This is a genomic window from Glacieibacterium sp. (genome assembly GCF_965200405.1).
GTDB lineage: Bacteria > Pseudomonadota > Alphaproteobacteria > Sphingomonadales > Sphingomonadaceae > Glacieibacterium.
In genome coordinates, this window is the sequence record NZ_OZ241356.1 from 306,415 (window position 1) to 319,509 (window position 13,095).

Sequence of the window (13,095 nt, forward strand, 5' to 3'; positions counted from 1 at the left end):
CTCCCCAATTTCCCGAGTTGAATCCCGGTTCAGGTTTCAATATAACCGTCTCGTTACCGGCACAAGTTCAATGACCGGCTCCAGGGGAGTGACCATATGCGACCAGCCAGATTTTCCGTGCGCGCCATGCTCAACGTCGGCGCCGGGGTTTCGGCCCTGATGGCCTTTCCGGTCGTCGCCCAGCAGGCAGTGGCCCCGGCGACCCCGACCGAGGTCGCTGCGAACACCGACGACGGCGATATCATCGTTACCGCTCGCCGCCGCGAGGAATCGCTGCGCGACGTGCCGATCGCGATCACCGCGATCAGCGGCGCGGCGCTCGCCAATGCCGGTATCCAGGATATCACCGCGATCGCGCAGAACGTCCCCAACCTGACCCTCAAGGCATCGCGCGGCACCAACTCGACGCTGACTGCCTTCATCCGCGGCGTCGGCCAGCAGGACCCGGTGGCGGGCTTCGAGGCCGGCGTCGGCCTGTACCTCGACGACGTCTATCTCAACCGTCCGCAGGCTGCGGTGCTCGACGTCTTCGATGTCGATCGTATCGAGATCCTGCGCGGCCCACAGGGCACGTTGTACGGCCGCAACACCATCGGCGGCGCGGTCAAGTACGTCACCAAGCGCATCAACGCCAAGGAGCCCGAGGTCTCGGTCCGCGGCACCTATGGCACCTATGACCAGGCCGAACTGGTGGTCTCGGCCTCGACCCCGCTCAGCGATACGTTGCGCGTCGGCGCCTCGGGGGCCCGGCTCAGCCGCGGCGGCTTCGGCGACAATCTCACCAACGGCCGCGAGAACTATAACCGCGACGTCTGGGCCGCCCGCGTCTCGGCCGAGTTCGAGCCGTCCGACACGCTGCTGTTCCGGCTGTCGTCGGATTACGTCAAGGACAACAGCGACCCGCGCAACGGCCACCGCCTGATCGTCGGCCTGCAGTCGGGCGCGCCGGTGCTGAAGAACGTCTATGACACCCGCGCCGGTCTCGACTCTCCACATCAGAGCGTCGAGGCCTATGGCTTCTCTGGCACCGCGCAGTGGGAGGTCAGCCCGAACTTCACTCTGAAGAGCATCACCGCCTACCGCCGCGACAGCACTTCGACGCCGATCGACTTCGACAGCCTGCCCGCGGTCGATGTCGACGTTCCGGCGATCTACAGGAACCATCAGTTCTCGCAGGAAGTGCAGCTGCTTTATTCGAGCGACAAGCTCAACGGGCTGCTCGGCGCCTATTATCTCAACGCCAACGCCTTCAACATCTTCGACGTCGTTCTCGGCACCACCGGCGCGGCACTGGGCCTGCCGGGCTTCACCGCCTCGACTTACGGCGATGTCGACACCAAGACGTGGAGCCTGTTCGGAGACTTTACCTATGACTTCACCGACCAGATCAGCCTGTCGGTCGGCGGTCGCTACACCAACGACAAGCGCAACGCGGTCATCATCCGCAAGAACCTGATCGGCGGCGCGTCGCCCGAACTCGGCGGCGCCGGGGTCCAGCTGGGCGCGCTGACCTCCAACTTCGACGGCGGCAAGACCTTCAAGGAGTTCACGCCGCGCGCCTCGCTGAGCTACAAGCCGACGCCGGATCACACGCTGTATGCCAGCTATTCCAAGGGCTTCAAAGGCGGCGGCTTCGACCCGCGCGGGCTGTCGACCCAGGCGCCCGACACCAACGCCAACGGCATCCGCGACCCGCAGGAGATCTTCAACTTCCTGTCGTTCAAGCCCGAGACGGTCAACAGCTACGAGCTCGGCTGGAAGGCGCAGATCCTCGATCGCCGCCTGAGCTTCAGCCTTGCGGGCTTCTACGCCGACTATAAGGACGTGCAGATCCCCAGCTCGGTCGGCGCGCTGGTCAACGGCGTCCAGACCTTCGTCGGCATCACCACCAACGCCGGCAAGGCGACCTTCAAGGGCGTCGAGTTCGAGGGCCTGGCCAAGCTGGTGCCCGAGATCACCGGTGCCGGATCGAGCCTGAACTTCAGCTGGTCGCTGGGCTATATCGACGCCAAGTACGACCGCTTCATCAACGCCGTCGGTGCCGAGGTCGCGCAGTACCGGCAGGTCCAGAACACGCCGAAGTGGACTGCCAGCGGCACCTTCACCTACTCGACCCCGATGAGCCTGATCGGTTCGGGCCAGCTCGATATCAGCCCGAGCCTGTCGTACCGCAGCCGCGTCGGCCAGTTCGAGACGATCTCGCCGCTCGACCAGCCCAAGTACGCGCTCGTCGACACCAGCGTCGTCTGGCACTCAGACACCGACAAATGGTCGGTCGGCATCCACGGCAAGAACCTGACCAACAAGCAGTATCGCACCGGCGGCTACCAGTTCCTCGGCGTCAATGCGACGACCGGCCTGGTGAACTACAACGCCGCCGGCCTGCCGACGCCGTCGCTGGGACGTGAGGGCGTGCTGACTGCCTTCTACGGCAACCCGCGACAGGTCTACGCGACAGTCGGGCTGAAGTTCTGAGCATGACCGGTGTTGGCGCCGCGGCGGCCCTGCCCTCGCCGCGGCGCTACCGCGTGCTGGCGGTGCTGTTGCTGGCCTATGTCTTCAACTTCATCGACCGGCAGGTGGTCGGCATCCTGGCACCGGCGATCAAGGCCGATTTGCAGCTCAGCGACACCCAGCTCGGCCTGCTCGGCGGGCTGGCTTTCGCCCTGCTGTACACGACGCTGGGCATCCCGGTGGCGCGGCTCGCCGATCGCTACAGCCGCGTCTGGATCATCACCGTGTCGCTGGCGGTGTGGAGCGGCTTCACCGCACTGTGCGGGCTGGCCAACAGCTTCCCGCAGCTGTTCCTGGCACGCCTCGGCGTCGGAGTCGGCGAGGCGGGCGGCACGGCACCGGCCTATTCGCTGATCTCCGACTATTTTCCGCGCGAGCAAAGGGCGCGGGCGCTGGCGATCTACTCGCTCGGCATTCCGATCGGCGGCGCGCTGGGCATCCTGTTCGGCGGGCTGATGGCGAGCGCGGTCGACTGGCGGTTCGCCTTCATCGCGGTCGGAGGTGCCGGCGTGCTGATCGCGCCGCTGCTCCGGCTGGCGGTACCGGACCCGGTGCGCGGCGGCTTCGATCCGGTCGCTACCGAGGCGCCGCCGACGCTCGGCGCGGTGCTGCGGATGCTGGCCGCCAAGCCGAGCTTCTGGGGCCTGTCGCTGGGCGCGGCCTCGGCGGCGACGCTGTCCTATGGCTTGAATTTCTGGTTGCCGTCGTTCTTCATCCGCAGCTTCGGCCTGACGCTGACGCAGACCTCATGGTTGTTCGCGGGCCAGCTGGTCATCGGTGGCTGCACCGGCATCTGGCTCGGCGGCTGGCTCGTCGACCGGCTGGCGAAGAAGAACCCGGCCGCTTATGCGCTGGTCCCGGCGATCTGCTTCCTGATCTCGATCCCCTTCTACATCGGCGCGATCCTGGCACCGAACATCGTCGTCGCGGCGCTGCTGGCGCTGGTGCCCCAGGCACTCGGGCTGGTCTGGCTCGGCCCGATCATCGCGGCGATCCAGCACCTGGTACCGGCGGCGGGACGCTCGACCGCCTCGGCGGCATTCCTGTTCGTCAACAACCTGATCGGCCTGGGCTGCGGCACGCTATTCTTCGGTGCGATCTCCGACGTGCTAAAGGCCCATTACGGCAATGAGGCGCTGCGCTACGCGATCCTCAGCGGCCTGGTATTCTATGTCATCAGCGCCCTGCTACTGTGGCGGACCAGCCGGCGGTTGCACCTCGATCTCGTCTGACTTGCCCGCCGCTTGAAAAACGGCGAAACGCCACGAATGAAGACCTCGCTCCGCTTGCTGCTGCCTGTCGTCCTGCTCGCCGCCGCGCCGATGCCCCAGCCCGTGCCGCTGCCGCCGGCCATCCCGGCGCCGCAGGACGTTGTTTTTCCCGGCACGATCACGCTGGCAGTCGACGCCACCGACATCGACCGCCGCATCTTCCGCGTCCGCGAGACGATCCCGGTCACCGGACCCGGCCCAATGGTGCTGCGGTATCCGGAATGGATCCCCGGCAAGCACGGCCCGCGCGGCCCGATCGACAAGCTGGCCGGGCTGATCTTCACCGCCGGCGGCAAGCGCGTCGAATGGGTCCGCGATCCGGTCGACGTCAACGCCTTCCACGTCGATGTCCCAGCCGGTGCCAAGGCGCTCGATGTCAGCTTCCAGTATCTGACACCGACGACCGGCAACCAGGGCCGGATCGAGATCACCGACGACATGCTCAGCCTGCAATGGGTGTCGCTGGCGCTGTACCCGGCGGGCTATTTCACCCGCCAGATCCAGGTCGATGCCAGCGTCACCCTGCCGACCGGCTGGAAGTTCGGGACGGCGCTGGAGACGGCGCGGACCAGCGGCACGACGACGCGCTTCAAGTCGGTGCCGTTCGACGTGCTCGCGGATGCGCCGATGATCGCCGGGCGCTGGTTCCGCAGCATCCCCCTGTCGGACAGCCCCTCGCCGGTACGCCTCGACATCGTCGCCGACCGGCCGGAGCAACTGGAGGCGACCGAGCCGCAGATCGCCGCGCACCGCTCGCTGGTCGTGCAGGCCGACCGGCTGTTCGGCTCGCGCCATTACGATCACTACGATTTCCTGCTGTCGCTGAGCGACAAGCTGGGCGGTATCGGGCTGGAGCATCACCGCTCCAGCGAGAACGGCTCGCGCCCGGATTATTTCACCGAGTGGGACAAGAACGTCGCGACCCGGCAACTGCTGCCGCACGAGTACACGCACAGCTGGAACGGCAAGTTCCGGCGCGGCGCCGATGCCTGGATCCCCGACTTTGCGGAGCCGATGCGCAACTCGATGCTGTGGGTCTATGAGGGCCAGACGCAATATTGGGGCACCGTGCTGGCGGCGCGCTCCGGCATGCAGACGCGCGAGCAGGTCATGCAGTCGCTGGCCGAGACCGCGGCGCTGTACGACAACCGCGTCGGGCGCGAATGGAAGCCGGTGCAGGACACGGTCAACGACCCGATCACCACCGCCCGCCGTCCGCAGCCGTGGATCAGCTGGCAGCGCAGCGAGGATTATTACAGCGAGGGCCTGCTGATCTGGCTCGATGCCGACACGCTGATCCGCGAGAAGTCGGGCGGCAAGCGCTCGCTCGACGACTTTGCGCGTGGCTTCTTCGGCATCGACAACGGCAGCTTCACCGAGGCGACCTACGACTTCGCCGGCGTCGTCGCGGCGCTGAATGCGGTCCAGCCCTATGACTGGGCAACATTCCTGCGCAGCCGCCTCGACGGCCACGGCCCGGGCGCGCCGCTCGATGGGTTCAAGCGCGGCGGCTACCGACTGGTCTATGACGACAAGCAGAGCGCTTGGTCGAAGTCCGCCGACACCCAGGGCAAGCGCACCGACCTGAGCTATTCCATCGGTGCGACGCTCGACAAGGACGGCATCCTGACCGCGGTGCAGTGGGAGGGTCCGGCATTCAAGGCGGGGCTGACCGTCGGCACCACGGTCGTCGCGGTCGCCGGCGAGGCTTATGACGCCGACGAGCTGAAGTACGCGATCACCGGCGCCAAGCGCGACGGCAAGCCGATCGAACTGCTGGTCAAGACCGCCGACCGCTTCCGGACGATCAAGCTCGATTACCGCGGCGGCCTGCGCTACCCGCACCTCGAGCGCGCCGGCGGTGGCAGTGCGGCGCTCGACACCATCCTGACCGCGCGCAACTAGCGTGTTTCGCCTGCCGCTGGATTCGCCGTGGCGACGGCTGGGGCGGGTGGCCTTCTGGGCGACGCTGGCCGTGGTCGTGACGATGGCGCTGCTGCCCGGCAACGACTCGCCGAGCTTTCCCTGGTCGGACAAGGTCAACCACTTTAGCGCCTTCGCCGTGCTGACTGCCTTGGCACGCTTCGCCTATCCGGGTCGGCGCGGCTGGACGATCCTGGCGGCGATGCTGGGCGTCGGCGTCGGGATCGAGCTATTGCAGGCGCTGCCGGTGATCGGTCGCGACGCGGAGATCGGCGATGTCGTCGCCGATCTGTCGGGCGCGCTGACGGTGCTGGTGATCCACCGGCTGACCCGTGGCAAGCGGCGGGTCGATCTGCAGGAACAGTCGTAACGCCGTCTCGTTGACGCGCATCCCACGAACATCAGGATGCTGCGAATGCCCGATAACGATAGCTCTCCTCTCATGCCCGGCGCGGCTGCGGTCGCAGTCCTCGGCGGCGTCGCCCTCGGCCTGTCGGCGGGCGGCAAGCGGGCGCGCGGTAAGCTGACCCGCGTCGCGTCTTTCGACCACCAGGTTACCGGCGTCAGCGTCGCGCCGGACGGCCGGACCTTCGTCAACTTCCCGCGCTGGACCGACGACGCGCCGATCTCGGTGGCCGAGGTGCTGCCCCGCGGCAAGCTGCGCCCCTACCCCGACAAGCACTGGAATGCCTGGCGCAACAGCAAGCAGGGCAAGCTGCCGGTGGCCGAGCATTTCGTCTGCGTCCAGTCGATCGTCGCCGACCGTCGCGGCGCACTGTGGGTGCTCGATCCCGCCGCGCCCGGCAACGAGAAGATCCTGCCCGGCGGTCCCAAGCTGGTGCGCATCGACCTGTCGACCGACAAGGTCACCAAGGTCATCAAATTCCCCGAGACCGTGGTGCTGCAGGGCAGCTACCTCAACGACATCCGCTTCAGCCCCGACGGCAAGACCGGCTACATCACCGATTCCGGTACGCGCGGCGCGCTGATCATCGTAGACCTGATCACCGGCAACGCCTTTCGCGCGCTCGACGGCCATAGCTCGACGCAGGTCGAGGCGGATGTAGTGGTCAAGGTCGACGGTCATCCGCTGCGCCGCCCCGACGGCCGCCAGCCGGCGTTCTCGGCGGACGGCATCGCCCTGTCGAATGACGGCGCGACGCTGTACTGGCAGGCGCTGACCGGCAAGACGCTGTACTCGATCGATACCGCCAAGCTGACGCGCGCGACGCCGGCCGCCTCGGTCGAGGCCGCGGTCACCATCGTCGGCACCACCGCGGTCGCCGATGGCCTGTGGATCAGCCGCGCCGGCACGCTGTACGTCACGTCGCCGACCGACAATTCCGTGAAATACTGGGACGGCAAGCGGCTCCGGACCGTCGTTCGCGACAAGCGCCTGCGCTGGCCCGACACGCTGTCGGAAGGTCCCGACGGCACGATCTACGTCACCGCCTCGCACATCCAGGACACGATGTGGTTCAAGCCGGGTGCACCGGCGTCGATCAAGACGGCGCTGTTCTCGTTTCCCGGGGTCACAGTCTAGCAGTCTCCGCTCCGAGCTACCCTCCCCCCGGCGGGGGGAGGGACCGGTTGCCCCTTGGCAACCAGGGAGAGGGGAGTGCTAGATTGAGCCTCCACTCCCGACAGGATAGTCCATGCTTCGATATCTCGCGCCGCTGGTCCTGCTGATCGCCGCTCCCGCCGGTGCGCAGGAGACGCAGATTGCCCCGCCGGCATCGGCGACGCCGCCTGCCGAGGTCGCGCCGCCAGCCGCAGTGACGCCACCAGCCGAAGTCGCACCGCCGGCGGTCGTCGCACCGCCAGCCCCGGTCGCAGCGCCGGCGCCGAAGTTTGCCACCGTGCGCGTCACCCTGACCACCACGCTCGGCCCGATCGTGCTCGAGCTGGAGAAGCAGCGCGCCCCGATCACCACCGCCAATTTCCTGCGCTACATCGCCGAGAAGCGCTACGACGGCACCGACTTCTACCGCGCCACCAAGATCCAGCCGGGCTATGGCCTGATCCAGGGCGGCACCGCCAATTTCCCCAAGCGTGCCCTGCCCGGCATCGCGCACGAGCCGACCAGCAAGACCGGCCTGACCCATGCCGACGGCACGATCTCGATGGCCCGTACCAAGCCCGGCACGGCGACGGGCGACTTCTTCATCACCATCGGTGCGCTGACCTCGCTCGACGCCGATCCGGCCAAGCCCGGCGACAATCTCGGCTTCGCCGCCTTCGGGCACGTCGTCGAGGGTATGGACGTCGTCCGCCGCATCCTGGAGGCACCGATCTCGACGACCAAGGGCACCGGCGCCTTGAAGGGCCAGATGCTCGCCGATCCCGTCAAGATCGTCACCGCGCGGCGCGGCTAGACGGGCCGCCGGTCCCATCCAGCCTCGACTTTTACGACCTAGTCGGGTCAACCCTTCCCGAGCGACACTGTCTGGAGTTTGGTCCTGGAAATCGTTTCGATCGTGCTGATCCTGTTGCTGGCGGTCGTCGTCAGCAGCGCAGTCTCCCGCATGTTACCGGTGGCGATCCCGACGCCGCTGGTCCAGATCGCGCTCGGCGCGCTGATCGGGCTGGTCGCGCATCTGCGGGTCGAGTTCGATCCTGAACTGTTCCTGCTGCTGTTCCTGCCGCCGCTGCTGTTCCTCGACGGCTGGCGCATTCCCAAGGACGAACTGTTCAAGGACCTGTCGACGGTCGTCGAGCTGGCGCTCGGGCTGGTGCTGCTGACCGTCATCGGCATGGGCTTCCTGATCCACTGGATGATCCCGGCGATGCCGATGGCCGTCGCCTTCGCGCTGGCCGCGGTGATCTCGCCGACCGACCCAATCGCGGTGTCGGCGATCGCGGCACGCGTCCCGATCCCGCGGCGGATGATGCACATCCTCGAAGGCGAATCGCTGCTCAACGACGCCTCGGGCCTGGTCTGCCTGCGCTTCGCTATCGCCGCGGCACTGACCGGCAGCTTCTCCGTATCGGGCGCAGCGGCAAGCTTCCTCTGGATGGCCGGCGCGGGGATCGGCGTCGGGGTCGTCGTGACGCTGGTGGTGACTCGCGCCAAGGCCTGGGTGTCGAAGCGCTTCGGCGAGGAAACCGGCTCGCAGATATTGATCAGCCTGTTGATCCCGTTCGGCTCCTACCTGATGGCCGAGCATATTCATTCTTCGGGCATCCTGGCCGCAGTCGCCGCCGGCGTGACGATGAGCTTTGCCGAAATCTCGCGCCAGGCACTGCCGGTAACGCGGATGCGGCGTAATTCGGTCTGGGACACCATCCAGTTCGCCGCGAACGGCATCATCTTCGTCATCCTCGGGGAGCAGCTGCCCGAGATTCTGTCTGGCCTCGACAAGACCGTGCAGCTGACCGGTCACACCAATCCCTGGTGGCTGGCGCTGTACGTGGCGGCGATCATGTCGGCGCTGGCGGTCCTGCGCTTCAGCTGGGTCTGGGTATCCCTGCGGATCACCCTGCTGCGCCGGCCGCGCACCGCGAGTACGCCGTTCCAGCCGGCGTGGCGGCTGGTCGCGGCAATGTCGTTCGCCGGGGTTCGCGGTGCGGTGACGCTCGCCGGCGTGCTGACGCTGCCGCTGGTGATGATCGACGGCACACCGTTCCCGGGTCGCGAACTGGCGATCTTCCTCGCCACGGCGGTCATCCTGCTGTCGCTGGTGATGGCCAGCCTGGCGCTGCCGCTGCTGCTGCGCGGCCTGACCATGCCGGCGGAGGCGTCGCACCAGGCGGAGGAGGACCGCGCCAGGGTTGCCGCCGCCGAGGCCGCGATCCAGGTCATCGAGCGGGTACAGCACGGCCTGGGAGAAGGCCGCAGCGATGCCGATGTCTATGCCGCGGCAGGCGCGCGGATCATGGAGGTCTACCGCGAGCGTATCGAAAGCCGCGGGCTCGACGGACAGGCAGCGCAAGCCAATCGCCGGACGGACCGGATCGAGCGCGACCTGCGGCTCGCAGCCATCGGTGCCGAGCGCGACGAGATCTTCCGCATCGCCAAGGAACGCCAGATCGGCAGCGAGACCGCCAACAAGCTGGTTCGCGAACTCGACCTGCTCGAGGTTCGCTACAAGCAATAAGCAAGCGGTCGGCGATCAGCCGGAGCGAGCAGCCGCGGACGGCCCGCGATTTTCATACTACCCGTCCGCGGTGTCGGTCAGTCCGTCGGTTCGGTGATCGGGCAGCCGTTGAACTTGCCGCGGAACTCGGCCGACATGTCATAGGCGGCCTGGCGGGCGCGATTGATCGAGCCGAGCGGGCGATGCGCTTCGAGGCCGTGCCAGACGCTGAATGCCAGCCGGTCCTCCTCGGCGATCGTGTCGGCGCCCGACCAGCTTGCCTGGCGCGGCACGGTCAGCGTCGCGACGGTGTGCCAAGGGCTGTCCTTTTCCGACCATTCTACGGTGGAATCCTCGATCGGCATCTTGTCGGCGTCGGTGCAGAACTGGACGCGCAACGCCCACTGGCTATCGCCCTCGATAAACACCTCGCCAATGTTCTCGCGCAATGCGTCGGGACGGTCGATGGTTACGATCTTGGCGTCCTTTACCTCGGTCAGGTTGGTGGTCAGCGGCAGCAGCGAGAATTTGGCGATGTTGTCGCCATAGCGAAACGGCGTCTGGCTGAAATAAGTGTCGCCGAGCGGATGTGTGTTCGGGGCGCCCCCGAGCGCGGTCAGCAAGCCGCTCTTGCCGCCGACGGCTTCCAGCGCGCCTTCGGCAGCTTGCAGGACCGTGGACAGGACTTGCTTCAGGCCCTCCGCCTTGTCCGTCGTCGACGCGAGCAGCTTCAGGCTGCCGGCGAATTTCTTCACACTCGGGGCGTTGAAGGTCGGGCCGTTGACCATGATGAAATCCTGTGTCGCGTCGCCTTCGCTGCCGGCCAGCCGGTCGCCCTGGACGCCGACGATCTTGATCCCGACACCGCGCGGCGAGGAGACGCCATCCTCCAGTATGTCGCCCGGCGAGGTCGAGAAGCGCAGGGTCGCCTTGTACTGCCCGGGGACCGCGAACAGGCCCTGAGCCAGTAACGGCGGCAGGTCGGCCGGAATGTCGAGGGTACCGTGCACCAGTCCGTGCGACTTGGCGTGGACGGCGCGCACTGCATGCGCGTAGTCCTTCGACGTGGTCTCCATGATCGAGTGCAGCGTGTCGCGCAGCGTAGCGGCGGACTTGGCCTCTTCTGCTTCCGGATGCTCCAGCGCGGGCGAGTAGCGGATCGGTTCGGCAGTCTGCACCTGGGTCATCGTCGGTCTCCTCTGGCTTGCCTGAACATGTCGGGATCGCGAGCGTTCCGGGCTGTTGTTGTTACGTCGCTCCTGCCAAAAGGGGTGCAAACCTTGGGACAGGAACCGACATGAAAGCGCGCGAAATCCATCTGCAGAGCCGCCCGGTCGGTCTGCCCGCCGCCGAAAACTTCACCTTGGTCGAGGTCGATGCGCGCGCACCGCAGCCCGGCGAGGTCCAGGTCCGCAACCTGTGGATGTCGGTAGACCCGTACATGCGCGGGCGGATGTACGACCGGCCATCCTATGTGCCGCCGTTCCAGCTCGGCGAGGCGCTGCAGGGCCATGCGATCGGCGAGGTCATCGCCTCCGCCGACGACGGTTTCGCGGCTGGCGACCTGGTCAGTTCGATGTGGGGCTGGCGCGACGGCTTTACCGCGCCGGCCAAGACGCTGGAAAAGCTGCCGCGGCTGGAGGGCGTACCGGTGCAGGCATTCCTCGGCGTCCTCGGCATGCCCGGCCTGACCGCCTACACCGGCCTGCTCGAGATCGGCCAGCCCAAGGCCGGTGAAACGGTGTTCGTCAGCGGCGGCGCTGGAGCGGTCGGCTCCGTCGTCGCGCAGATCGCCAAGATCAAGGGCTGCACCGTCGTCGCGACCGCTGGCAGCGACGCGAAGTGCGACTGGCTGCGCTCGGTCGGCGTCGATCACGCAATCAATTACAAGAGCGGCGACCTGCTCGGCGCCGTCCGGGCCGCGGCACCGCAAGGCATCGACGTCTATTTCGACAATGTCGGCGGCGAGCATCTGGAGGTGGCGATCGAGGTGGCGCGCGGCGGTGCCCGCTTCGCCGAATGCGGCATGATCTCGGGCTACAACGCCACCGAGCCGACGCCCGGCCCGCGCAACATCATGATGGTGGTCGGCAAGAGCCTGAAGATCCAGGGCTTCATCGTCAGCAACTATGGCCACCTGCGCCCGCAGTTCATCACCGACATGAGCGGCTGGATCGCGCAGGGACAAGTGAAGTGGGAAGAAACCGTGCTGGACGGGATTGAAGCCGCGCCCGACGCCTTCCTCAACCTGTTCACCGGCGGCAACACCGGCAAGATGCTGGTCAAGCTCTAAAGCCCGAGCGTGGCGACCGCCAGGGGCCGGGCCAGTTGCGTCATCTCGCACTGGCGCGGCGCCTTGTCCGGCCGCCAGCGGATAAACCCCGCAGCGTGACGAAGGCGGTGGCCGGTGACCTGATCGTAGCCGACCTCCACGACCAGTTCGGTTCGCAGCGGCTGCCACTCGGTCGAGCGTTCGGTGCTCCAGCGGCTCGGCCCGCCCGGCGCCTTGCCAGTGAAGCCGGGTGGCTCGACCATCGCTTCGAACCGCTCCTTGAGACCGGCGCGAACTTCCGGCGGCAGGCCGCTGACGAAGCCGATATGGTTGAGCAGCCCTGCCTCGTCGTACAGGCCAAGCAGCAGCGAGCCGATCTCGTGGCTGTTCGAGGCATAGCGGAAACCGCCGACGACACAGTCTGCGGTATGCCGCACCTTGATCTTGAGCATGGCGCGCTCACCTGGCTGGTAAGGCTCGTCACCGCGCTTGGCGACGACACCGTCGAGCGCACCGCCGCTGTGATCGAGCCACGCCTGTGCCTGTGCCAGCCGGTCGGTAACCGGCGACAGCGATAGCGCCGGGTCGGAGTTCGCCGCCGCCCAACGCTCCAGCGCCGCCCGGCGCTCGTCGAGCGGCTTTGCGCCGAGTGGCCCCGCCTCCCACAGGCAGTCGAACAGCATCAAGCGAGCCGGGGTGGCGGTCGACAGCTTGGCGATACGGCTGGCGGCTGGATGGAGCCGGGCCTGCAGCGCCTCGAAAGACAGCGCGCCATCGGTGTCGATCAGCAATTCGCCATCGAGGACAAAGCGTTGCGAGGGCAGTCGCGCCAGCATCGCGGTGATTTCAGGGAAATAGCGCGACAGGGATTTGCCCGACTTCGACATGATCTCGATGTCTTTGCCGTCTCGAAATGCCAGGCAGCGGAAGCCGTCCCACTTGGGCTCGTAGCGCCACGGACTGCCCTCGGGCAGCGCGTCGACTAGCTTCGCCTCCATCGGCGACAGGTCATGGGAAGGGAAACTCATCGTGAAACAAC

10 protein-coding genes are annotated in these 13,095 nt (G+C 67.0%); 8 read left to right on the top strand and 2 right to left on the bottom strand.

Going from position 1 to position 13,095, the window contains the following annotated elements; genetic code table 11:
- Positions 1-96: 96 nt before the first annotated feature.
- The 7 genes from ACOFKW_RS01410 (at position 97) to ACOFKW_RS01440 (ending at position 9,805) form a co-directional block, all read left to right on the top strand.
- Positions 97-2,475: a TonB-dependent receptor gene (locus ACOFKW_RS01410; protein ID WP_419815567.1), complete on the top strand. Its 2,379-nt coding sequence runs from the start codon at positions 97-99 to the stop codon at positions 2,473-2,475.
- Between the two features lie 2 nt (positions 2,476-2,477).
- Positions 2,478-3,746 carry a spinster family MFS transporter gene (locus ACOFKW_RS01415; protein WP_419815568.1) on the top strand — a complete coding sequence of 423 codons (1,269 nt, stop codon included), beginning with the start codon at positions 2,478-2,480 and terminating at the stop codon, positions 3,744-3,746.
- 36 nt (positions 3,747-3,782) lie between these two features.
- Positions 3,783-5,690, top strand: coding sequence for a M61 family metallopeptidase (locus tag ACOFKW_RS01420; protein WP_419815569.1), 1,908 nt, complete (start codon positions 3,783-3,785; stop codon positions 5,688-5,690).
- A gap of 1 nt (position 5,691) precedes the next feature.
- Entirely contained in the window at positions 5,692-6,078 is a 387-nt protein-coding gene (locus ACOFKW_RS01425; protein WP_419815570.1) for a VanZ family protein, read from the top strand.
- A 72-nt stretch (positions 6,079-6,150) separates the two neighbouring features.
- Positions 6,151-7,251: an L-dopachrome tautomerase-related protein gene (locus ACOFKW_RS01430; protein WP_419815571.1), complete on the top strand. Its 1,101-nt coding sequence runs from the start codon at positions 6,151-6,153 to the stop codon at positions 7,249-7,251.
- 112 nt (positions 7,252-7,363) lie between these two features.
- Positions 7,364-8,083: a peptidylprolyl isomerase gene (locus tag ACOFKW_RS01435; protein ID WP_419815572.1), complete on the top strand. Its 720-nt coding sequence runs from the start codon at positions 7,364-7,366 to the stop codon at positions 8,081-8,083.
- An 84-nt stretch (positions 8,084-8,167) separates the two neighbouring features.
- The gene (locus ACOFKW_RS01440; RefSeq protein WP_419816997.1) at positions 8,168-9,805 is read left to right on the top strand and encodes a Na+/H+ antiporter; all 1,638 of its coding nucleotides are present in this window, start codon (positions 8,168-8,170) and stop codon (positions 9,803-9,805) included.
- A gap of 77 nt (positions 9,806-9,882) precedes the next feature.
- On the opposite strand, the gene ACOFKW_RS01445 is transcribed toward ACOFKW_RS01440, so the two are convergent.
- The gene (locus ACOFKW_RS01445; RefSeq protein WP_419815573.1) at positions 9,883-10,971 is read right to left on the bottom strand and encodes a catalase family protein; all 1,089 of its coding nucleotides are present in this window, start codon (positions 10,969-10,971) and stop codon (positions 9,883-9,885) included.
- Positions 10,972-11,081: 110 nt separating this feature from the next.
- Here ACOFKW_RS01445 and ACOFKW_RS01450 point away from each other — a divergent pair, with 110 nt between their 5' ends.
- Entirely contained in the window at positions 11,082-12,077 is a 996-nt protein-coding gene (locus ACOFKW_RS01450; protein ID WP_419815574.1) for an NADP-dependent oxidoreductase, read from the top strand.
- Here the strand turns inward: ACOFKW_RS01450 and ACOFKW_RS01455 are convergent.
- The gene (locus ACOFKW_RS01455) at positions 12,074-13,084 is read right to left on the bottom strand and encodes an ATP-dependent DNA ligase (RefSeq protein ID WP_419815575.1); all 1,011 of its coding nucleotides are present in this window, start codon (positions 13,082-13,084) and stop codon (positions 12,074-12,076) included. The genes ACOFKW_RS01450 and ACOFKW_RS01455 overlap by 4 nt on opposite strands.
- Positions 13,085-13,095 lie beyond the last annotated feature (11 nt).

What these genes read in the sequence shown, in the direction of transcription:
- ACOFKW_RS01430 (WP_419815571.1), top strand. Translation starts at nt 6,151, where the DNA reads ATGCCCGGCGCGGCTGCGGTCGCAGTCCTCGGCGGCGTCGCCCTCGGC.
- ACOFKW_RS01420 (WP_419815569.1), top strand. Translation starts at nt 3,783, where the DNA reads ATGAAGACCTCGCTCCGCTTGCTGCTGCCTGTCGTCCTGCTCGCCGCC.
- ACOFKW_RS01450 (WP_419815574.1), top strand. Translation starts at nt 11,082, where the DNA reads ATGAAAGCGCGCGAAATCCATCTGCAGAGCCGCCCGGTCGGTCTGCCC.
- ACOFKW_RS01435 (WP_419815572.1), top strand. Translation starts at nt 7,364, where the DNA reads ATGCTTCGATATCTCGCGCCGCTGGTCCTGCTGATCGCCGCTCCCGCC.
- ACOFKW_RS01455 (WP_419815575.1), bottom strand. Translation starts at nt 13,084, where the DNA reads ATGAGTTTCCCTTCCCATGACCTGTCGCCGATGGAGGCGAAGCTAGTC.
- ACOFKW_RS01445 (WP_419815573.1), bottom strand. Translation starts at nt 10,971, where the DNA reads ATGACCCAGGTGCAGACTGCCGAACCGATCCGCTACTCGCCCGCGCTG.
- ACOFKW_RS01410 (WP_419815567.1), top strand. Translation starts at nt 97, where the DNA reads ATGCGACCAGCCAGATTTTCCGTGCGCGCCATGCTCAACGTCGGCGCC.
- ACOFKW_RS01415 (WP_419815568.1), top strand. Translation starts at nt 2,478, where the DNA reads ATGACCGGTGTTGGCGCCGCGGCGGCCCTGCCCTCGCCGCGGCGCTAC.